The organism is Brevirhabdus sp. (genome assembly GCF_052826345.1).
Genome location: NZ_JBRBUA010000117.1, coordinates 1 through 21052, shown reverse-complemented (window position 1 = coordinate 21052; position 21052 = coordinate 1). Strand labels below are relative to the sequence as shown.

The 21052-nt window shown below is 66.3% G+C and carries 15 protein-coding genes and 2 pseudogenes; 7 read left to right on the top strand and 10 right to left on the bottom strand.

Annotated features, from left to right (window positions below; all coding sequences use genetic code 11):
* Positions 1-6: 6 nt before the first annotated feature.
* Both ACU0BR_RS13950 and lexA read left to right on the top strand, forming a co-directional pair.
* A complete protein-coding gene (locus tag ACU0BR_RS13950) occupies positions 7-1194 on the top strand; it encodes a molybdopterin molybdotransferase MoeA (RefSeq protein WP_446157441.1) in 1188 nt (395 codons plus the stop codon).
* Positions 1195-1262: 68 nt separating this feature from the next.
* Complete coding sequence (lexA, locus tag ACU0BR_RS13945) at positions 1263-1949, top strand: transcriptional repressor LexA (protein WP_446157440.1); 687 nt, start codon at positions 1263-1265, stop codon at positions 1947-1949.
* On the opposite strand, the gene ACU0BR_RS13940 is transcribed toward lexA, so the two are convergent.
* Positions 1906-4161, bottom strand: a complete 2256-nt coding sequence (locus ACU0BR_RS13940; protein WP_446157439.1) for a ComEC/Rec2 family competence protein — start codon at positions 4159-4161, stop codon at positions 1906-1908. The genes lexA and ACU0BR_RS13940 overlap by 44 nt on opposite strands.
* Before the next feature lie 76 nt (positions 4162-4237).
* Between ACU0BR_RS13940 and gltX the strand changes: the two genes are divergently transcribed.
* Both gltX and gltA read left to right on the top strand, forming a co-directional pair.
* The gene (gene gltX / locus ACU0BR_RS13935) at positions 4238-5638 is read left to right on the top strand and encodes a glutamate--tRNA ligase (RefSeq protein ID WP_446157438.1); all 1401 of its coding nucleotides are present in this window, start codon (positions 4238-4240) and stop codon (positions 5636-5638) included.
* A gap of 89 nt (positions 5639-5727) precedes the next feature.
* Positions 5728-7023, top strand: a complete 1296-nt coding sequence (gene gltA, locus ACU0BR_RS13930; RefSeq protein ID WP_446157437.1) for a citrate synthase — start codon at positions 5728-5730, stop codon at positions 7021-7023.
* 62 nt (positions 7024-7085) lie between these two features.
* Here the strand turns inward: gltA and ACU0BR_RS13925 are convergent, their stop codons facing one another.
* From ACU0BR_RS13925 to ACU0BR_RS13885, 9 genes and pseudogenes are all read right to left on the bottom strand, one after another.
* The gene (locus ACU0BR_RS13925; protein ID WP_446157436.1) at positions 7086-7859 is read right to left on the bottom strand and encodes an enoyl-CoA hydratase-related protein; all 774 of its coding nucleotides are present in this window, start codon (positions 7857-7859) and stop codon (positions 7086-7088) included.
* Positions 7860-7958: 99 nt separating this feature from the next.
* A complete protein-coding gene (locus tag ACU0BR_RS13920) occupies positions 7959-8417 on the bottom strand; it encodes a cytochrome c-type biogenesis protein (RefSeq protein WP_446157435.1) in 459 nt (152 codons plus the stop codon).
* 4 nt (positions 8418-8421) lie between these two features.
* On the bottom strand, positions 8422-10404 hold the full coding sequence (locus ACU0BR_RS13915; RefSeq protein ID WP_446157434.1) for a heme lyase CcmF/NrfE family subunit: 1983 nt from the start codon (positions 10402-10404) through the stop codon (positions 8422-8424).
* Positions 10405-10494: 90 nt separating this feature from the next.
* Positions 10495-11082: a holin family protein gene (locus tag ACU0BR_RS13910; protein ID WP_446157433.1), complete on the bottom strand. Its 588-nt coding sequence runs from the start codon at positions 11080-11082 to the stop codon at positions 10495-10497.
* Positions 11073-11684, bottom strand: coding sequence for a holin-associated N-acetylmuramidase (locus ACU0BR_RS13905; RefSeq protein WP_446157432.1), 612 nt, complete (start codon positions 11682-11684; stop codon positions 11073-11075). The genes ACU0BR_RS13910 and ACU0BR_RS13905 overlap by 10 nt, the downstream gene beginning before the upstream one ends.
* 45 nt (positions 11685-11729) lie before the next feature.
* On the bottom strand, positions 11730-12185 hold the full coding sequence (ccmE, locus tag ACU0BR_RS13900) for a cytochrome c maturation protein CcmE (RefSeq protein WP_446157431.1): 456 nt from the start codon (positions 12183-12185) through the stop codon (positions 11730-11732).
* A gap of 3 nt (positions 12186-12188) precedes the next feature.
* Positions 12189-13217, bottom strand: a complete 1029-nt coding sequence (gene argC, locus ACU0BR_RS13895; RefSeq protein ID WP_446157430.1) for an N-acetyl-gamma-glutamyl-phosphate reductase — start codon at positions 13215-13217, stop codon at positions 12189-12191.
* Between the two features lie 55 nt (positions 13218-13272).
* Positions 13273-14086: pseudogene (gene murI, locus ACU0BR_RS13890) on the bottom strand (glutamate racemase).
* A 102-nt stretch (positions 14087-14188) separates the two neighbouring features.
* Positions 14189-17671 (bottom strand): annotated as a pseudogene (locus ACU0BR_RS13885) (indolepyruvate ferredoxin oxidoreductase family protein).
* 162 nt (positions 17672-17833) lie between these two features.
* Here ACU0BR_RS13885 and ACU0BR_RS13880 point away from each other — a divergent pair.
* The 3 genes from ACU0BR_RS13880 to ACU0BR_RS13870 all read left to right on the top strand — a co-directional run.
* The gene (locus tag ACU0BR_RS13880; protein WP_446157429.1) at positions 17834-18739 is read left to right on the top strand and encodes a LysR family transcriptional regulator; all 906 of its coding nucleotides are present in this window, start codon (positions 17834-17836) and stop codon (positions 18737-18739) included.
* Positions 18740-19350: 611 nt separating this feature from the next.
* The gene (locus ACU0BR_RS13875; RefSeq protein WP_446157428.1) at positions 19351-20100 is read left to right on the top strand and encodes a PRC-barrel domain-containing protein; all 750 of its coding nucleotides are present in this window, start codon (positions 19351-19353) and stop codon (positions 20098-20100) included.
* Between the two features lie 214 nt (positions 20101-20314).
* Positions 20315-21052, top strand: a 738-nt coding sequence (locus ACU0BR_RS13870) for an AIR synthase related protein (protein WP_446157427.1), incomplete at its 3' end; no start/stop codon positions are given.

Below are 21052 nucleotides of genomic sequence, written 5' to 3'. Positions count from 1 at the left end.
GCGGCCATGATTACCGTCGATCAGGCGCTGGCGACGCTGCTGGATCTGGTGGCGCCGCTGGAGCATGAAAGCGTGCCGCTGCAACAGGCGGGCGGCCGCGTCCTGGCACGCCCCGTCGTGGCCGCGCGAGCCCAGCCGCCTTTCGCATCGTCGGCGATGGATGGCTACGCCGTGCGCAACGCCGAGGTTCGCGAAGGCGCCCGCTTTCGCCTGATCGGCGAGGCCGCCGCAGGCCACGCCTTCGGGGGGGGCGTGGCGCCGGGCGAAGCCGTGCGCATCTTTACCGGCGCGCCCCTGCCCCGGGGCGCCGACCGCGTGCTGATCCAGGAAGACATCGCCGTCTCGGGCAATGAAATAGAACTCAAACGCGGCTTTGACACCGCCATCTACGTGCGGCCCGCCGGGGGCGATTTCCCTGTGGGCGCGCAGATCGACGCCCCCCGCCGGTTGAGTTTTTCCGATATCGCGCTTGCGGCGTCGATGAACTGTGCGCGGGTCGAGGTCGCGCGCCGCCCGACCGTCGCGCTGATCGCCACCGGCGATGAGCTGGTGATGCCCGGCGAAGACCCGCGCGACGACCAGATCATCGCCTCGAACACCTTCGGACTGAAAGCCATGCTGGAGGCCGAGGGCGCCCGCGCGCGGCTGCTGCCCATCGCGCGCGACAACGCGGGCTCGTTGCGCACGGTCTTCGAACTGGCGCGCGGGTCCGATCTGATCGTCACCATCGGCGGCGCATCGGTGGGCGATCATGACCTCGTGGGGCCGGTCGCCCGCGAAATGGGCATGGAACAGGCGTTCTACAAGGTCGCGATGCGGCCGGGCAAACCGCTGATGGCGGGTCGGCTGAACGGCACGCCCATGGTCGGTTTGCCGGGAAACCCCGTCTCCTCGCTGGTCTGTGGCCAGGTTTTTCTGATCCCCATGTTGCGCGCCATGCTGGGTCTGGGAAAATCCGCCATGCCGCGCAGCCGCGGCGTGCTGGGGGTCGATCTGGCGCCCAATGGCCCGAGGGAGCATTACATGCGCGCACATTTCGACGGCGATGGCCGCGTGATCCCGTTCGAACGGCAGGACAGCTCTCTGCTGCGGGTGCTGGCCGACGCCTCGGTGCTCCTGCGCCGGTCCGCGGGCGATCCGGCGCGTGCCGAGGGAAGCTCGATTGAATTTATCCCGATTTCGTCGCGTTATTGACACAAAACAGGAACGTGCGTAGAACTTCGAAGGAACGTCCAAGAAACAAGGGCCGGAGGGATGGTGCGATGCTGACGAAAAAGCAGATGGAACTGCTGGAGTTCATTCACAAACGCACCCGCAAGGATGGCATCCCGCCCTCGTTCGACGAAATGAAGGAAGCGCTGGACCTGCGGTCCAAATCGGGCATCCACCGGCTGATCACCGCGCTGGAGGAGCGTGGATTCATCCGCCGTCTGGCGCATCGCGCCCGGGCGATCGAGATCGTCAAGCTCCCCGAGGCGCTGCAGACGCCCGGCTTCACCCCCACGGTGGTCGAGGGCGACCGGCAGGACCCGCCTGCCCGCGCGCGGCCGGTGGACCCTGTCCATGCGCTCGATGTGCAGGTCATGGGCCGGATCGCCGCCGGCACGCCGATCGAGGCCATTTCCGAGGAATCCCACCGGGTCGCGGTGCCGGGAACGATGCTCGACAACGCGGGCCATCATTATGCGCTGGAGGTTCAGGGCGATTCCATGATCGGCGCGGGCATCAACGATGGCGATATCGTCGTGATCCGCGAGCAGGGCTCCGCCGACAACGGCGATATCGTGGTCGCCCTGGTCGACGGGCACGAAGCGACGCTCAAGCGGCTGCGCCGCAAGGGCGGGATGATCGCGCTCGAGGCCGCGAACCCGGCCTATGAAACCCGCGTCCTGCCCGAGAGCCGGGTCAAGGTGCAGGGCCGTCTGGTGGGTCTGATCCGCTCCTATTGAGGGCACGCCACAGGGCCGCGACGGCGCCCGGGGCCGCGCCGCCCTGCCATGTCCGGCGCGTGGATGCGCCGGACCAGAGCCGCCTTCCCGCCGCCTGTCTGGCACCGCGCAGGCGCAGCCCGTCCGCCGTCGCCTCGATCGCCAGAGCACCGCTGACGCGCAGATCGCGCGGGCCGAGCAGCCTGCAAGCGCCGTCCCCGCGCCCCCCGTCCGGCGGGATGTGCTCCGCCTGCGCACCGCTGAGGATGACCAGATCCGCGGTAGCGCAGACCTCGGCCAGCTGCGCGCGCCCGCGTTTGCCCGCCAACCGCACGATCCTGCGGCCCGCCACCTCCAGCGTGATGCGCGGCCCGTCGCGGCGCAGCCCCGCACGCCGACCCGCGATCATCTGCGCCGCGCCATCGCCGTCATTTTCCAGCCAGCTGCGCGCCACGAACCCCTCAGACCGGGGGGCGGACAGGCTGCGGCCCGCTGGCGTCATCAGCCCCAGCAGCGCCCCGCTTTCCGACACCAGCAGCCTGGGGCGGCTGCTTTGCGCCCAGACCACCAGCGCCGCGACCACGACCGGCAGGGCCAGCGCCCGCCCCCACCCCTGCCACAGCGCCCCGAGAAGCCCGCCCAACGCCAAGGCGGGCAGCACCGCCGCGGGGGGCGCGCGAATGTGGTTCACCGTGCCCTCCCATTGCGCGATCCGGGACGCAACCCCGAGCACCCAGGCGATGCCGCCTTCCATGAAGAAAAGCCCGAGGCCATCGGCGCCCAGCGGGCTGAGCCCTGCCGCCAGCACCGCGCCCGGCATGATGACCAGCCCCATCACCGGCACCGAGATCAGATTTGCGATCAGCCCGTATTGCGCCTGGATGTTGAAATGCGCCGCCGCAATCGGCGCTGTGGCCACCCCCGCCACGAAGGACGAAATCAGGAGCGCGAGGATCGGGCGCGCGGCGGCGGTCAGCGCCGCGGGCGGGTGCCATCCGCCGCGGACCCCGGGCGCGCCGTCCTCACCTGGCCCCGCCCCGCCCGACGCCGCCCCGTCCGACGCCGCCCCGCCCATGCGCCGGTCACGCGCCTGCCGCAGCGCGGCAAATACCGCGATCAGCGCGGTCGTGGCCGCGAAGGACATCTGAAACCCCGGACCCAGCACCGATTCCGGCCGCAGCAACAGCACGACAAGCGCAGCCAGCGCCACGGCGCGCAGGCTCAGCGCGCGGCGGTCGAGCATCACCGCCAGCAGCATCACCGACACCATGACAAAGGCGCGTTCGGTGGCCACGCTGGCGCCGGAGATCGCCAGATAGGCCGCCGCCGCGCCCCAGGCCCCCGCCGCCGCTATCTTCTTGCCGTTGAGGCGCAGCGCCAGATAGGGCCAAAGCGCTATCGCGAAGCGAATCGCGCCGAAGACGATCCCGCTGAGCAACCCCATGTGCAGCCCCGAGATCGCGAGCAGATGCGCAAGGTTGGTCTTGCGCAGATCATCGACGGTCCCCCGGTCCAGCGAGGAACGGTCGCCGGTCAGGATCGCCGCCGCGAAACTGCCCGGTCTGCCGGGCAGACGTTCCTGCACCGCGCGCGAGATGTCGAGCCGCAGCCGGTAGAGACGCATCGCCCAGTCCTGGCGCCCCGGTGCGGCCAGCAACACCGGCGTGCGCGTATAGCCCACGCCGCCCAGCTGCGCGAACCAGGCATGACGCCTGAAGTCGAAGCCGCCGGGTTCCGCCGGGGCCTGCGGCGGCATCACATGGCCCGTCATCATCACCCGCACCCCCGGCAGAGGTGTCAGCCACTCCTGCCTGCCATGCAGGGACACGCGGATGCGCGCGGGCGTCTCGCGCGGAGCCAGATCCCCCAGGATCACCCGGTCCAGCGTCAGCCGGGTCTTGTCGCTGAGCGAACGGTCGATGGCGACCACGCGCCCCTCGATCGGCCCGTAGAAGCGGAACCCCAGCACCGGCGCCTCGACCATATGCGCCCGCCCGCCCGCCAGCGCGAATCCCGCCGCGACCAGTCCCAGGGCCACCAGCAACGGCCCCTCGCGCCCCAGACGCCGCACACCCGCGACGACCAGCAGCACCCCGACGGCCGCCGCGGCGATCAGCGCGCCGCGCGGGGGTTCGACCGGCAGCGTGAAATAAAACCCGATGCCGCAGCCCAGCATGACCGGCACCCAGGGGAACAGATGGCCCCGTTGGGCCGGCCAGAGTACGAAGGGCACGCCTTGTCCTTTTACCGCGCATTCACTAGACACCGTTCATGATCTCTCCCTTTCTTTTCCATAAGGTTAATCCGTCATGGTCGTGACTCGGTTTGCCCCCTCTCCGACGGGCTACCTGCATATCGGCGGGGCACGAACCGCCTTGTTCAACTGGCTTTTCGCCCGCCACAACGGCGGCAAGTTCCTGTTGCGGATCGAGGATACCGACCGCGCCCGCTCGACCGAGGCGGCGCGCGAGGCGATTTTCCGCGGGCTGCGGTGGCTGGGGCTCGACTGGGACGGCGATGCCGTCAGCCAGTTCGAACGCAAGGAGCGCCACGCCCAGATCGCGCAGCAGATGCTCGAGGACGGGACCGCCTATCGCTGCTACGCCACCCAGGCGGAGATCGAAGCCTTCCGCGAGGCCGCGCGTGCCGAAGGGCGGTCCACGCTTTACCGCTCGCCCTGGCGCGACAGCACGGCGCCCGCGCCCGATCTGCCCTTCGTGGTGCGCCTGAAAGCGCCGCGCGACGGCAAGATCGAGATCGCGGACAGGGTTCAGGGCCGCGTCGGCTGGGCGGCGGATACGCTGGACGACATGGTGCTGCTGCGCTCGGACGGCACGCCCACCTATATGCTCGCCGTGGTCGTGGACGACCACGACATGGGCGTCACCCACGTGATCCGCGGCGACGATCACCTCAACAACACGGCACGCCAGTCGCTGATCTATCGCGCCATGGGCTGGCCGCTGCCGGACTTCGCCCACATCCCGCTGATCCACGGCCCCGACGGCAAAAAGCTCAGCAAACGCCACGGCGCGCTGGGGGTCGAGGAATACCAGGCGATGGGTTACACCGCCGCGGCCATGCGCAACTACCTCGCGCGTCTGGGCTGGAGCCACGGCGACGATGAATTCTTCAGCACCGAACAGGCGGTGAACTGGTTCGACCTGGATGGAATCGGCAAATCGCCCGCGCGGCTGGATTTCAAGAAACTCGATCATGTCAGTGGCCTGCACATCGCGGCCGCCGATGATGCTGCACTGCTGAAAGAGATCGAGGCGTTCCTCGCCATCACAGAGGCACCGCCCCTGACAACACCACAACGCGACGGGCTGCTGACGGCGATGCCCAGCCTGAAGGAACGCGCGAAGACCATCCCGGAACTTCTTGAGAAAGCTAGATTTGTTCTAGCATCAAGGCCGCTAGAGCTGGATGAGAAATCGGCAAAATCCCTCGATCCGGTATCCCGTGGTATACTGGCGCAATTGACGCCGCACCTGCAAACTGCTAGCTGGACACGGGACGCTCTGGAAGCCACTCTGAACGAGTTCGCGCTTGCACAGGGCACCAAGTTCGGCAAGCTTGCGCAACCGCTGCGGGCAGCCCTTGCAGGGCGCACAGTCACCCCGAGCGTATTCGACATGATGCTGGTTCTCGGCCGGGCGGAAACCATCGCACGGCTGGAAGACACCGCAGCGCAGCGCCCGGAATAAGAGGCGCCAGCGCAAGGAGCATGGAACCGCCCCGGCGGTTAGTGAGCAGCGCGCGACCTTTATCGCGGCGCGATCAGGAAGGGACAGAAATGGCGGACTCTACCAAGAATGCAACTCTGATTTTCGACAACAAGACCGTGGAATTGCCGATCCTCGCGCCCTCTGTCGGCCCCGAGGTGATCGACATCCGCAAACTCTACGCGCAGGGCGACGTCTTCACCTACGACCCCGGATTCACCTCGACCGCATCGTGCGAGAGCGAAATCACCTTCATCGACGGCGACAAGGGAGAGCTGCTGCACCGCGGCTATCCGATCGACCAGCTGGCCGAGAAATCGCATTTCCTCGAAGTGTGCTTCCTGCTGCTGTACGGCGAGCTGCCTTCCTCCGAACAGCTGGAGGATTTCGAAGACCGCGTGACGCATCACACGATGCTGCACGAGCAGATGATGAACTTCTTCCGGGGTTTCCGCCGCGACGCGCATCCGATGGCGGTGATGACCGGTGTGGTCGGGGCGATGTCCGCCTTCTATCACGACAGCACCGACGTGTCGGACCCCTGGCAGCGGGAGGTCGCCTCGATCCGGCTGATCGCCAAGATGCCGACGATTGCCGCGATGGCCTATAAGTATTCGGTCGGCCAGCCGGTGGTCTATCCGCGCAACGATCTGGATTATTCGAGCAATTTCCTTCGGATGTGCTTTGCCGTTCCGGCGGAGGATTACGTTGTCGACCCGATCCTCAGCCGCGCGATGGATCGTATCTTCACCCTGCACGCCGATCACGAGCAGAACGCCTCCACCTCCACGGTGCGGCTGGCGGGATCGTCGGGGGCCAATCCCTTCGCCTGTATCGCCGCGGGCATCGCCTGCCTCTGGGGTCCGGCGCATGGCGGCGCCAACCAGGCCTGCCTGGAGATGCTGCGCGAAATCGGCACCGTCGACCGCATCCCGGAATACATCGCCCGCGCGAAGGACAAGAACGACCCCTTCCGCCTGATGGGCTTCGGCCACCGCGTCTACAAGAACTTCGACCCGCGCGCGACGGTGATGAAGAAATCCGCCGACGAGGTTCTGGATCTGATGGGGATCGAGAATAACGACACCCTCAAGGTCGCCAAGGAGCTGGAGCGCATCGCGCTGGAAGATCCCTATTTCGCGGAAAAGAAGCTCTATCCCAACGTGGATTTCTATTCCGGCATCATCCTGGATGCGATGGGCTTCCCCACCTCGATGTTCACCCCGATTTTCGCCGTGTCGCGCACCGTCGGCTGGATCGCGCAGTGGAAGGAAATGATCGCGGACCCGGTCCAGAAGATCGGCCGCCCGCGCCAGCTTTATACGGGTCCGACGAAACGCGACTACGTCAACGTCGAAAATCGCTGATCGAAATTGCAAGGGCCGCCCCAACCGGGCGGCCTTTGCCTTGGCCTTGGCCTTGCGCTGTATCAGCGCCCCTCGTAGGCGGGGGGGCGTTTTTCCAGAAAAGCCACCACACCCTCGCGGAAATCGCGGGTCTTGCCGCATTCGCCTTGCAGGCGCGCTTCCAGCTCCAGCTGCTCATCGAGCGTGTTGTCGAAGCTCGCGCGGAGCGAGGTTTTCACGCGGGCGAAGGCCTCGGTCGGGCCCTTGGCCAACTGCAGCGCCCTGGATTGCCAGCGCGTCTCGAACGCCTCATCGGGCACGCATTCCCAGATCATGCCCCACTCAGCGGCCTGTGCAGCGGGGATCTTCTCGGCAAACAGGGCAGCACCCATCGCGCGGGCGAACCCGATCTGGCGGGGCAGCCAATAGGTGCCGCCCGCGTCGGGGATCAGGCCGATCCTGGTAAAAGCCTGTAGAAAACTGGCGCTTTCGCAGGCGATGACCACATCGCCCGCCAGCGCCAGATTGGCGCCCGCCCCTGCCGCGGCGCCGTTCACCGCGCAGATCACCGGGATACGGCAATCGTAGATCGCGCGCAGCATCGGCTCATACTCATCGCGCAGCGTGCGCTCCAGGTTGAGATCGCCTCCGATGCCATCGCCCAGATCCTGGCCCGAGCAGAACGCGCGCCCCTTTCCCGTCAACACGATCACACGGGCGTCTTGTTCCGCCGCCCCGAGGGCGTGGGTGATTTCCGCCCGCATCTGCGTCGACAGCGCATTCATGACGTCGGGCCGGTTCAGCGTGATGACGGCGACATCCTCACGCAGGCTGTATCTGATGGTCTTGTAGTTCATGGCCAATCCCTTACGGCGTTTGCCCGAAGGATAGACGCATTCGTGCGCAGCAAAAGCCTTACCATACGACAGCCCCCGTCGCATTGGCGGCGGCTGTCGCTATTTTTCGAGGATTTCCTGCAAACGGTGGTTTTCGTCCGAGCTGAGCGGCGCGCTCGGGTCCGCCACATCGGCACGCCGCCGGGACCGCAGGTAAAGCCCCGCCCCCAGCAACGCGATCAGCAAAGCGGCCGGGCCCGCATACCACAGCAGCATGTTCACGCCGTTGTTGCGCGGGTTCAGCAGGACATATTCACCGTATCGATCGACGATGAAGGCGACAGCCTGCTTGTCGCTGTCGCCCTTCACTAGCCGTTCGCGCACCAGAAGGCGCAGATCCCGCGCCAGGTCGGCGTTGGATTCGTCGATGGATTCGTTGCGGCAGACCAGACAGCGCAACCCCTTCGACAATTCGCGCGCACGGGCCTCCAGCACCGGGTCGGCGAGCACCTCGTCGGGTTGGACCGCAAAGGCGGGAAATGCGAGCAGCAGGCTCAGGCACAAAACGATCAGGCGCATGGCGTTACTCCGCCGGAACCGGGGCCGCGGGCGCGGCCTTTTCACGGCGCGCCCCCGCCGCGACGCGATAGCGCCGATCGGACAGGCTGAGAATGCCGCCCACGGCCATGATGATCGCCCCCAGCCAGATCCAGTTGGCGAAGGGCTTGATATAGGTGCGCACCGCGTAGCCGCCGCCTTCCTGCGGGTCCCCGATCACCAGATACAGATCGCGCAGCAGCCCCTGGTTGATGGCGGCTTCGGTGGTGGGCATCTGGGCCACGGGATAGACACGCTTCTCAGGCTCCATCGAGGCGACGAGCGCACCGCCGCGGCGCACCTCCATCAGGGCCCGGGTGTAGAAATAGTTCGGACCGCGCCCTTCCTGAACGTCGTTGAGCGTGATGGCGTATTCGCCGACGGTGAAGCTCTCCCCTATCTTGGCGACGCGAATATCCTCGACCTGCCAGGCCAACATCGCGGCGATACCGAAAATGGTCAGCCCGAGCCCGCCGTGCGCGACGCTCTTGCCCCAGTCTGCACGCGGCAGGTTAAGCAAACGCTGCGCGCGGCTTTTCAGATCGCCGCGACCGGCGCGCAGCAGCAGATCGACCACCGACCCCGCGATCAACCAGACGGCAAGGAACACACCCACCGGGCCGAGCGCGGATTTCCCGGTCTGCATCGCCCAGGCCAGCGCGCCCAGGCTCACCGCCAGAACGAAGGCCCACCGCAGCGCGTAAAGCACCCGCCCCGGACGCGCCCGTTTCCAGGGCATGATCGCGCCGATCGGCAGCAACAGCGCCAGGCCGATCATGAAGGGCGTGAAAGCCGCATCGAAGAACGGCGGGCCGACCGACAGCGTGCGCCCGAAGAAAAGTTCCGCCACCAGCGGCCAGATCGTTCCCACGAACACCACGAAGCAGGACACCGCCAGCAGCACGTTGTTCACCACGAGCGAGGTTTCCCGGCTGAGCGTGCCGAAGACGCCCTTGGCCTCCATCGCGCGGGCGCGGAATGCGTAAAGCGTCAGCGCGCCGCCCATGAAGAGCGCCAGAATACCCAGGATGAACACCCCGCGCTCAGGATCGGACGCGAAGGCGTGCACCGAGGTCAGCACACCCGAACGCACGATGAACGTGCCGATCAGCGAAAACCCGAAGGCCAGGATCGCCAGCAGGATGGTCCAGCTTTTCAGCGCCTCGCGTTTTTCCACGACGATGGCGGAATGCAGCAGCGCGGCGGCCAGCAGCCAGGGCATGAAGCTCGCGTTCTCGACCGGGTCCCAGAACCAGAAGCCGCCCCAGCCAAGCTCGTAATAGGCCCACCACGACCCCAGCGAGATGCCGATGGTCAGAAACAGCCATGCGGCCAGCGTCCAGGGGCGCACCCAACGCGCCCAGGCGGCGTCGACGCGCCCTTCGATCAGAGCGGCGACGGCAAAGGAGAAGGACATCGAAAGCCCGACGTAGCCCAGGTAAAGGAACGGCGGGTGGAACGCGAGGCCCGGATCTTGCAGCAGCGGGTTCAGATCCTCGCCGTTGAAGGGGGGCACCTCCATCCGCAGGAACGGGTTCGAGGTGAACAGGATGAAGGCATAGAAGGCCACGCCGATGGCGCCCTGCACCGCGATCACCCGCGCACGCAGCGTCGGCGGCAGGTTGCCCCCGAAAAGCGCGGCGGCTGCGCCGAACAGGGCCAGAATCGTCACCCACAGCAGCAGGGAACCCTCGTGGTTGCCCCAGACGCCGGTGATCTTGTAAAGCAGCGGCTTGGCGGTGTGAGAGTTCAGCACCACCAGCTTGAGCGAGAAATCGGACGTGACGAAAGCGTAGGTCAGCGCCCCGAAGGCGAATAACGCCAGCGCCAGCTGCGCGATCGCGGCAGGTCGCCCCACCGCCATCCAGTTTGACCACCCTTTGTGAGCCCCGATCATGGGGATCACGCTCTGCGTGATGGTCACCATAAAGGCGAGGATCAGCGCGAAATGTCCGAGTTCTGCTATCATGGCGCAAGCATAGGTGCCTCACCTGCCTGCGCCAATCTTTATTCAACCCGTCGGGGCGGACGGAATGTCACATTTATATGAGGTGGCCTTTCAACGGGCGGAAATCCAGTCATCCAAGGCCCGATTTGGCCCTGTTCGCCATTTGTGCTCCACCCCGCCCTCGGGCGATCTTGTCGTTTCGAGCGCGGAAGGGGGGCGTTTTTCCGCCTGACGCAAACCTTCCAGCGCAGAGAGATTCTCTATCGTTCTGGGAACTTGCGCCATCATGCCGCCGATCTGGCGCTGGAACTCCTGTCCCTTGATCTGGTGGCGCGCGCCGAAATAGAACGACACGATCGCCCCCAGCAGCCACCACAGCGGCTCGGGCACAAGGGCCAGCCCCTGCATCCGCGCCGAGAACCAGACCGGATCGATCATCGCGGTCGCGATCAGCCCGAAGGTGCCCAGCACCATCGCGGGGCGCGGCAGCCGGTTCACCCCGTCCATGAACCTGTCGAAGCCGCCCTTGCCGCGCGCCCCCCCGAATTCCGCCGCGAATTGCGCGAGCGCGGCGCGCTCCGCCTCGCTGATGCGGATCGCCTCAGCCTCCCTGTTGACGCGAAAGACCTGAGCAGTTTCGGCCAGCACATTGCGCCCCCCCCCGAAGAGCAGCGAAAACATCTCTGCGATTATGCCCATGCGGAAACCCTTTGCCTGTGCTCATCGCCGCTCAGATGATAGCGCGGCGCGATGAAGGCTTCGGCCCGCGTGATCCAGCCGCCCTTGCCGCCGGACCGGCTGCGCGCGTATTTGCGCAGCACCGGGCGCCGGTCGCCCAGACGGTAGTAGTAGTTGCGCCGCGCGATGCCGTAGGCGTCGGCCAGATGATCCGGCGCGGCCAATGCCGCGGCCTTGGCGGCGGCGGCGGTCACCGGGCCGATGCGACCGTCCGCCGCCAGCCGGTGCCCCATATCCGCCAGCAGTCGCTGCAACAGCCGGATGGCGTTGTCGCCCGCGTTGACCTGCATGTCGAAGACCGTCTCCGCCAGAAGCGCGGGCAGACGGCCCAGACCGGGGCGGGTGAAGTAATGCGCCACGAAAAGATCCACGGCGCGCGCCCGCGTCAGCCGCTTGAGATCCGAAAGGCCGACCTCTCCGTCGCCATCCAGATCGACGCCCAGCCTGCGCATCGTGCCCAGCGTGACACCGTATTTCGTGGCGCCGCCCGGGTCGTCGGGGTCATGGACATAGCCGCCTTCGCGCGCCACGATCCCCGCCGCTAGTTTTCGGATATTCTGCATCGTTCCCCCGCAACCTGACCCGCGGGGAAGCCTGTGCAGGAAAGCTTAATTAACCGCTACGGTGCCGTCCGGCTTGTAGGTGCCCTGCTCCTTCAGCGCCTTGACGACTTCCTTGGGCATGTAGGTCTCGTCGTGTTTGGCCAGGATTTCGGTGGCCTGGAACACGCCGTTGACATAGCTGCCGGTGCCGACCATGCCCTGCCCCTCATCGAAGAGGTCGGGCAGCACGCCGGTGAACTTGACCGGGATCGACGCGCCGCCATCGGTCACGGCAAAGCTGATCGTCTCGCCCTGCCCGCGCAGCAGCGAGCCTTCCTTGACCAGCCCGCCGATGCGGAACACCTCGTTGGGGGTGGGCGGCGCCTCGCTGACCTGGCTGGGACTGCGGAAGAAGTTGATGCCGTCGCGCATCGCGTAACCGATCAGCGCGGTGGAGCCGATCAGCGCCACGACAGCCACGAGAATGATCTGAATTCGACGTTTTTTCTTTAATCCGCGCATGATCTACGGGAAAACCGGCGCAAGCATGAGCCCCGCGGTTTCCTCTACTCCCAGCATGAGGTTGGCGTTCTGGATGGCCTGACCGGAACTGCCCTTGGTCAGATTGTCGAGCGCGGCGATCACGATCGCGCGCCCCTCGATACGGTCGCCGCTGACACCGACGTGGCAGAAATTGGACCCGCGCACGTGGCGGGTCGAAGGCGCCTGACCGAACGGCAGGACCTCGAGGAACGGCTCATCGGCGTAGGCGGTTTCGAATGCCCCGTGAATGGCTTGCGGGTCGCCCTTGACGTAGACGGTGGCGATGATCCCGCGGTTGGCGGGCAGCAGATGCGGCGTGAACTGCACCTTGACCGGGCGCCCGGCGATGGCCGAGAATTCCTGGTCGAACTCCGCCAGATGGCGATGGGTGCCGCCGATCGCATAGGCGTGGGCGCCCTCGCTCAGCTCGGCGTGTAGCAGGTTTTCCTTCAGCGACCGCCCCGCGCCGGACACCCCGGTCTTGAGGTCGATGATGATGTCGTCGAGGTCGATCAGTCCGCCCGCGATCAGCGGGCGCAGCGCATATTGCCCGGTGGCCGCGTTGCACCCCGTGCCCGCCACCAGGCGCGCGGCGCGGATGTCACCGCGATAGAATTCGGTCAGCCCGTAGACCGCCTGCTGCTGCAGATCCAGCGCGCCATGCGGCTTGCCGTACCATTTGGCATAGGCCTCCGGGTCGCGCAGGCGGAAATCGGCGGACAGGTCGACGACCTTCAGATCGCGCGGCAATTCGGCGATGACGGCCTGGCTGGTGGCGTGGGGCAAGGCACAGAACACCAGATCGATGCCGGACATGTCGATGTCCTCGATCCTTTGCAGTTCAGGCAGATCCAGGTGGCGCAGATGCGGAAATACCTCGCCCATGCGCATCCCTGCCTTGCGGTCACCGCTGAGCGCCGCGACCTGCATCGAAGGATGCGTGGCGATCAGCCGGACAAGTTCCGCCCCGGTATAGCCGCTGGCACCGAGAATCGCGATCTTCTGTGTCATGCGCATTCGTTCCATTCAACATCTTGCATATATTCCACCCGGGGATTCGACGCAATCACGCTTGCTGAAAAGTGATCTGTCGCCGCAGGAACTGGGTCGCGCGGTCGCTGACGCGGCGCGGATCGCCGGTCGTCAGGAACTGGCTGGGCACGTCCCTGCCCCACAGATCCTTGTGGCGGTCCAGGTAGTCGGCCAGGCTTTCGGCGACCAGATCGGCCTGGCTGTGCACCTTCACCTTCGCGCCCAGCGCGTCCTGAAACGCCTGCGCCATCAAGGGGTAATGCGTGCAGCCCAGCACCGCCGCATCGGGATGCGGCATCCGGCGCTTCAGCGCGTCGACATGGCTGCGCACCAGGGCCTCCGCAAGGATCATGTCGCCGTCTTCGATCGCATCGACCAGCCCGCCGCAGGGCTGGGCCTCGACATCGACGCCGATGGCCCGGAACGCCAGTTCGCGCTGAAACGCGCGGCTGGACACGGTGGCGGGCGTGGCGAACAGCGCGACGGTCTTGACCGCGACCTCGCGGGGGGGGGGAATTGTCGCCCCACTGCCGTTCGGTCAGCGCCTCGATGAGCGGCACGAAAACGCCCAGCACGCGCTTGTCGGGCGGAATGAAGGATTCCTGCATTCGCCGCAGTGCCGCCGCCGAGGCCGTGTTGCACGCCAGCACGACCAGATCGCAGCCCGCATCCCACAACCGTTGCACCGCGGCACAGGTCAGATCGTAGACGTCATCGGCGGTGCGCACGCCGTAGGGCGCATGGGCATTGTCGCCGAGATAGACGAAATCAACGTCAGGCAGCCGCCTTGCGACCGCCTCCAGAACCGTCAGCCCGCCAAGGCCGGAATCGAAAATGCCAACAGCCATCGCGGTGTTCCCTTTCCCGCTTGAACCCGAGGCCGTGGCTTACCCGCTTTCGCGCATCCTGACCAGAAGCGATAACGCCGCGGATGGCCTTGCGCGGCGTTATCATTCCGCGGCAGTGGACATCGGCGCATCGCCCGCGCGCAGGCGGGCCAGCAATTCCTCCCGGCGCTTGGCGGCTTTCTGCTCAGCCCTTTGCTTGACCGGGCCGAACCCCCGGATCTGCAAGGGCAGCTCCGCCAGGGCCACCGCGGCCGCGCGACGCGTGCCCGAGCCCGAGCCCGAGCCCACGGCCGGACCCTCGCCCGTTTCCGTGTCCGCGCCCGCGCCCAAACCCATACGCAGGAGCTCCTCCATATCGGTCTCGTACTGCGCGATGAGTGCACGCTCCATCCGCCGTTCGTCGCTGCGGCCGAACGGGTCGAGCGGTGTGCCGCGCAGCGCCTTCATCCGCGCCAGCACGGCAAAGCCCCGCAGCATCCATTCCCCGAAGGCGCGCTTTTGCGGGCGGCCGTCGGCACCCGGTTTCGACAGCACGGGCGGGGCGAGATGGAACGTCAGCTTCGGTTCGCCCGCGAATTCCGCGCGCAGCTTGCGCCGCGTGTCCAGGTGCAAGCGGGCGACCTCATATTCATCCTTGTAGGACAGCAGCTTGTGATAGCCTTTCGCGACGGCTTCCTTCAGCGCGGGATCGGCAAAGCGGGCGACCATGTCGCGGTATCGGCGCGCCAGCCGGGCGGATTGGTAGGCGGTCAGATGCGCGGCCCGATAGTCGATGATCTGCTCCAGGGCGCGGGGCTTTTCCACCACGCCGGGCGCCAGCGCCCGTGCCGCCTGTTCGGGGTATTCCGCCGCCCAGCGCCCCAGTTCGAACGCGCGCTGGTTGCGCGCCACGGCCGCGCCGTTCAGCTCTATCGCCCTGTCGATGGCGCCCAGGCTGACGGGGATCAGCCCGCGCTGCCAGGCGGCGCCGAAGATCATCATGTTGGAAAAGATGGAATCGCCCATCAGCGCCTTGGCCAGTTCCGTCGCGTCGAACATCAAAAGCCGGTCGCGCAGCCGCGCCTCCAGCGCCAGTTGCAGCCGTTCGCCGGGCAGCTTGAATTCGGTGTCGCGGGTGAAATCGCCGGTGATGATCTCATGGCTGTTGACCACGCCGCCGGTCTTGCCGGTCTGCATCAGCCCCAGCGTCCTGGCCCCGGCGGACACCACCAGATCGCCGCCGATAATCGCGTGGGCCTCGCCGGTGGCGACGCGGATCGCGCTGATGTCGGAAGGTCTTTCGGCCAGGCGGCAGTGGATGTGCACCGCACCGCCCTTCTGCGCCAGTCCGGCCATCTCCATCATGCCCGCGCCCATGCCGTCCACATGGGCGGCCATCGACAGGATCGCGCCCACCGTGACCACGCCGGTGCCGCCCATGCCGGTGATGATGACGTTATGCGTGCCGTCGATCGCGGGCAGCCGCGGCATCGGCAGTTCCGGCACATCGACGTCCTGCGTCGCCTGGCGACGGATCTCGCCGCCCTCGACCGTGACGAAGGACGGGCAGAACCCCTTGAGACAGGAATAATCCTTGTTGCACGACGACTGGTCGATGGCGCGCTTGCGGCCCAGTTCGGTGTCGGCGGGCACGATGGACACACAGTTGGACTGTACCCCGCAATCGCCGCAGCCTTCGCAGATGTCGGTGTTGATGAACACCCGCCGGTCGGGATCGGGAAAATTGCCCCGCTTGCGCCGCCGCCGCTTTTCCGCGGCGCAGGTCTGGATATAGACGATGGCGCTGACGCCCTCGACGCGGCGCATGTCTTCCTGGACGCGCGGCATCTCGGCACGCTCGAAGGTCTCGACCCCGGCGGGCACGGATTTCGGGTCGAAATCCTCTTTTTCGTCATAGACGACGACCACCTTGCGCACGCCCATCGCGCGCAGCTCGTCGACGATGCGCAGCGCATCCAGCCCGCCCTCGTTGGGCTGGCCGCCGGTCATCGCGACGGCGTCGTTGTAGAGGATCTTGTAGGTCATCGTGGTGCCCGCCGCCACCGCCGCGCGGATCGCCAGAATGCCCGAATGATTGTAGGTGCCGTCGCCGATGTTCTGGAACACGTGCTGACGGGTGGAAAACGGCGCCTCGCCGATCCAGTTCGCCCCCTCGCCGCCCATCTGGGTAAAGCCCACGGTGTCGCGGTCCATCCACTGCACCATGTAGTGACAGCCGATCCCCGCATAGGCGCGGCTGCCCTCGGGCCGCCGGGGCGCGGACATATTAGGGCAGCCCGCACAGAAATAGGGCAGCCGCGCGGCGATATCCTCGGCGTTGTCGGCGCTGCGCGCATCCTCCAGCCTTTGCAGCGCGGCGCGCAGGGCGTCGGTGTCGCGCCCCTCCTCGATCAGGATCTCGCCCAGCTTTTGCGCGATGAACACAGGATCAAGCGCATAGCGGGTCGGGAACAGCTCCAGCCTCCGGCCATGTTCCCAGCTGTCGCCCTTGTGCCAGCCATAGACCCGCCGTCCGCCGCGGTCGTCGAAGATCGCCTCCTTGACCTGCACCTCGATCAGCTTGCGCTTTTCCTCGACCACCACGATCAGCTCCAGCCCCGCCGCCCATTCGTGAAAGCTGTCCATATCCAGCGGGAAGGTCTGGCCGACCTTGTAGGTGGTGATCCCCAGCCGCTCGGCCTCGGCCTCGTCGAGGCCCAGCAGCGACAGCGCATGCACCAGATCCAGCCAGTTCTTGCCCGCCGCGACGAAACCGATCCTGGCGCCCGCGCGCCCCCAGACGCGGCGGTCGATGCGGTTGGCGCGGGCAAAGGCCTCGGCGGCAAAGCGCTTGTGGTCGATCATCCGCGCCTCCTAGGCGACGGGGGTGTCGGCCAGCCGGATGTTCAGCCCGCCCTCGGGCATGTCGAAATCGGGGGTGACGAATTGCATCCGGTCGGGGCGGCCATCGACGACGGCGGTGGCCTCGATCGTGTCCTTCATCGTCTTGAGCCCGACCCAGACGCCCGCGAACCGGCTGAGCGCCCAAGCGTAGAGCCCGTAGTCCAGAATCTCCTGCACGCCCGCAGGCGAGACGACGGGCATGTAGGCATCGACCATCGCCCAATCCGACTGATGCAGCGTGGTCGAGGATTCGCCCGTGTGATCGTCGCCCATCGCCATGACCACCCCGCCCAGCGGCGAGCTGCCCGCCATGTTGGCGTGGCGCATTACATCGCCCGAGCGGTCGACCCCCGGCCCCTTGCCGTACCAGAGCGCGAAAACACCGTCGAAGCGCCCCTCCCCGCGCAGCTCCGCCTGCTGGCTGCCCCAGACGGCGGTTGCGGCGAGATCCTCGTTCAGGCCGGGCTGAAAGGTGATGTCTGCCGATGACAGCAGCTTGGCGGCCCGGCTCATCTGCTGATCGACCGCCCCCAGCGGCGAGCCGCGATAGCCGGTCACGTAACCGGCCGTCCGATGCCCTGCCGCGACGTCACGCGCCTTTTGCATGAGGGCCAGCCGCACCAGCGCCTGCGTCCCGTTGAGCAAGACCGGAGATTTTTCGAGGTCGAACCGATCGCCAAGCGTCACATCCTGCCTGCTCATCAAGCACCTCCCATGATTTTTGAGCAATTAAGCGCGATATTAGGTCAAACTTCCTGACCTACAAAGTCCTTTGTTAGGTTCTCCCTTCATATAATGGTCTAACATGCATATTAGTATGGGCTGGGCATTCACACCTCGGGCAGTCAACGGGAACAGGAAACTATGGACTGGGACAAACTCAGAATCTTCCACGCCGTCGCGGACGCGGGCAGCCTGACACATGCGGGCGATGCGCTGCATCTCAGCCAGTCGGCGATCAGCCGCCAGGTCCGCGCGCTGGAGGAAAGCCTCGACACCACGCTGTTTCACCGTCACGCGCGCGGCCTGATCCTGACCGAACAGGGCGAATTGCTGTTCGACGCGACCTCCGCGATGGCCAAGCGGCTGGATACCGCGGCCGCGCGCATCCGCGACAGCGAGGATGAGGTCTTTGGCGAGCTGCGGGTGACGACCACCATCGGCTTCGGCTCGCTCTGGCTGGCGCCGCGCCTGGCCAAGCTCTACGACAAATACCCGGATCTGAAGGTCGACCTGATGCTGGAGGAAGATGTCCTCGACCTGCCCATGCGCGAGGCCGACGTCGCCATCCGCATGAAAGAGCCCAGCCAGGCCGATCTGATCCGCAAGCGGCTGATGTCGGTGCACATGCGCCTTTACGCCTCGCCCAGTTATCTGGAACGGCGCGGCGTGCCCCAGACGATGGACGACCTGCGCGACCATCGGCTGATCTGCCAGAACACCAGCAGCGCCCAGGTCGCGGCCAACGCCACGCTGGTGCAATCGCTGATGTCGCACGACGTGACATCCTTCCTGACGGTGAACAACTATTTCGGCGTCCTTCAGGGGGTGATCCACGATCTAGGCATCGGGGTGCTGCCCGATTACCTCGTCCATGATTTCCCCGATCTCAAGCGCGTGCTGCCGGATGTGGAATCCAAGGAGGTCCCCGTCTTCCTCGCCTATCCCGAGGAGCTGCGCCAATCCAAACGCGTCCAGGCCTTCCGCGATTTCGTTCAGGAAGAGATCGTCGCCCACCGCAAAAAGATCAAAGCCCTCGAAGCTGCGTGATAAAAGCGTTTAATTTCCAGGCATTTGCGACCAAACGCTGTGCAGTCATGCAACATATGCATACCAGAGTTGCGCAAACCTGCGGTTTTTTTTCTTGCGACAGGCCAATCGGAGACATAATTCAACTCACGAAGGCGGCGCGGCTAGGCCCGCTTCCTTCATACCTCCCTGTTGGACTAAGGCCGAGCTTGTCTCGGCCTTTTTTTTGTCTTGCGCCGGGCGCGGCTTTTTTGTCTTGCGCGAGCAGCGCCGCCGCGCCATGGGGCGCCTATCCACGCCCTCGCGCGCACCGTCGCCAGCACCCCCCAGTCGCAGCCGGAGCACAGCCGCGCCAGGGCGTCGGCCGCCCGGCCCGGGCGTTTCCGGGGGACCTCTCTGGTTTCAAGCCCGACGCCGCCCGGTTGTGCTCACGTTTTCGGCAAGACGCGTCTTCGCGCCGAGGGGCGCGACCGAAATGCGCGGAAAGTTGCCGGATTAACGCTATGAACTGCAAGGAGAAAAATAGGCTCAATTTCGGGAAACCGTTTTGCACCCCGGCCGTTGGTGGGGCGAGCATCACGACGACGATGCCGTGACGAACAACAACCAAGAGGAGAAGTAGAATGCGACTCATGACTGGTATCAAAGGTTTCACCGCAGCGACCGCCACCGCGGCCCTGCTGGCAGGTCCCGCCCTCGCGATCGATACATCCAGCGCCACCGGCGCGGCGACATCGGCCACCGGCTCCGTCGGCGCAAGCGTCGACAGCGCGAGCGCGGGGCTTTCGGGTTCCACCGGGGCCTCGGCCAACACGTCGACCAACACTTCCAATACGACGACGGCCAGCACCGGCTCGGGTTCGGGCAGCTCATCCACCGATACGAATGCGAACGTGGGCGCCAATGTGGCGGCCTCCGGCAGCGTCAGCGGCGATGACAGCTCCACCACGTCGGGCAGCCTGAGCGGTCGCACCGCGACGAACGCCTCCACTGGCACCTCGGGCGGCTTGCAGATCGACGGCACCACGGCCGGCACAACGACCGCCGCCGGGGTCAGCACCGCCGCACGGACCAACCTGTCCGACGACGTGCGCGCGAAGACCCAGGCCAAGCTGACGGCGGAAGCCGAAGGCTCCGAGGTCCGCACCCGTGACGACGTGATGGTCGGCACGATCGAAGACGTGGCCGTCGACGCCGACGGCAGCCAGCAGGTGCGCGTGCGCCTGTCGGACGGCATCTCCGACCTGTCGGACACGGTGATCCTGCGGCTGAACGCCGACAATCAGTTCAACGGCGCGCTGCGTCTGGGCATGACCGAGGCCGAATTCGCCTCCGCGCTGTCGGCACAGGCGAAGGGCAACGCCCGCGTCAACACCAACTGATCGCGCGATGGGCACCGCGCGCCCGGACCATCGGCGCGCGGGTTTCGATCCGGGGCGGCATGGCGACATGCCGCCCCTTTTCATGCGCCGCGGCCCTCTCGCCGCCCGCCCAACGCTTTCCGAGGGTCGGGGCATCACGCTTCTTGCCTCGGGGGCTTTCAACGAGGCGCCGCATGACATATGACCCCCACCCATACCGAACCGGGGGACCCGAATGGACGAGCCGCAGCTTACAGAAGATCTGATCCAGGCCCATGGCCTGAGCACCGAAGAGTATCAGCGCATCCTCGATCTGATCGGACGACAGCCCAGCTTCACCGAACTCGGCATCTTTTCGGCCATGTGGAACGAGCATTGTTCCTATAAATCGTCCAAGAAGTGGCTGCGCACCCTGCCCACCAGCGGCCCACAGGTGATCTGCGGCCCCGGCGAGAACGCGGGCGTCGTCGACATCGGCGACGGGCAGGCGGTGGTCTTCAAGATGGAATCGCACAACCATCCCTCGTATATCGAACCCTATCAAGGCGCCGCGACCGGCGTGGGCGGCATCCTGCGCGACGTGTTCACCATGGGCGCGCGCCCCATCGCGGCGATGAACTCGCTCAGCTTCGGGGCGCCGGATCACCCCCGCACCCGGCAACTGGTGCACGGCGTTGTGGAAGGTGTCGGCGGCTACGGCAACGCCTTCGGCGTGCCCACCGTCGGCGGCGAGGTGCGTTTTCACGCCTCCTATAACGGCAACTGTCTGGTCAACGCCTTTGCCGCCGGTCTGGCCGATACCGACAAGATCTTCTACTCGGCCGCCTCGGGGGTGGGGATGCCCGTCGTCTATCTGGGCGCCAAGACCGGGCGCGACGGCGTCGGCGGCGCCACGATGGCCAGCGCGGAATTCGACGACACCATCGAGGACAAGCGCCCCACCGTGCAGGTGGGCGATCCCTTCACCGAAAAG